This window comes from Ensifer sp. ENS02 (assembly GCF_014851885.1).
Lineage (GTDB): Bacteria > Pseudomonadota > Alphaproteobacteria > Rhizobiales > Rhizobiaceae > Ensifer > Ensifer adhaerens.
On record NZ_JACVAO010000071.1, the window covers coordinates 1 to 566 of the forward strand.

1 protein-coding gene is annotated in these 566 nt (G+C 57.6%); it reads right to left on the reverse strand.

The annotated features are described in order from the left end of the window. Nucleotides 1-105: 105 nt before the first annotated feature. On the reverse strand, nucleotides 106-566 hold a 461-nt coding region (locus IB262_RS35480), incomplete at its 5' end, for an ATP-binding protein (RefSeq protein ID WP_192494583.1).

Genomic DNA, 566 nt, shown 5'->3' on the forward strand with positions numbered 1-566 from the left:
TGCGGATTTCGGTAAATCGGGACATTCATTTCAGCAAGTCGCGGACAAGCGTTTCGCTAAGTCGCGGACAACGGGTGCGATCGAATTCCGGTTGCCTGGTTGCTGTTACGGGTGATTGATTTCGGTTATTTCGCCGCCGGTCAAGAGCGTCGGTGTTTTTCGTTTCCGCATGCTGTCGCCTTCGAGCGTTATGCGGTGTGCGTTGTGAACAATACGGTCCAAAATCGCATCAGCTAAAGTGGCCTCTCCGATCATTTCGTGCCAGGCCGCCACGGGAAGCTGAGCCGTGATCAGGGTCGATTTCCGCCGATATCGTTCCTCGAAGATTTCTAGCAGATCGAGGCGCTGTCGATCGTTCAGGGTGTGGGTCCCCCAGTCATCCAGCACCAGCAAGTGAACGCGCGCAAGCTTGTCGACGAGGCGCGGAAAGCGTCCATCCAGCCTGGCGAGTGCGAGGTCCTCAAACAGTCGCGGCATTCGAACGTAGAGCACCGAATAGTCGAGGCGGGCGGCCTGTCGCGCGAAAGCACAGGCAATCCACGTCTTTCCGGTGCCTGTTTGGCCGG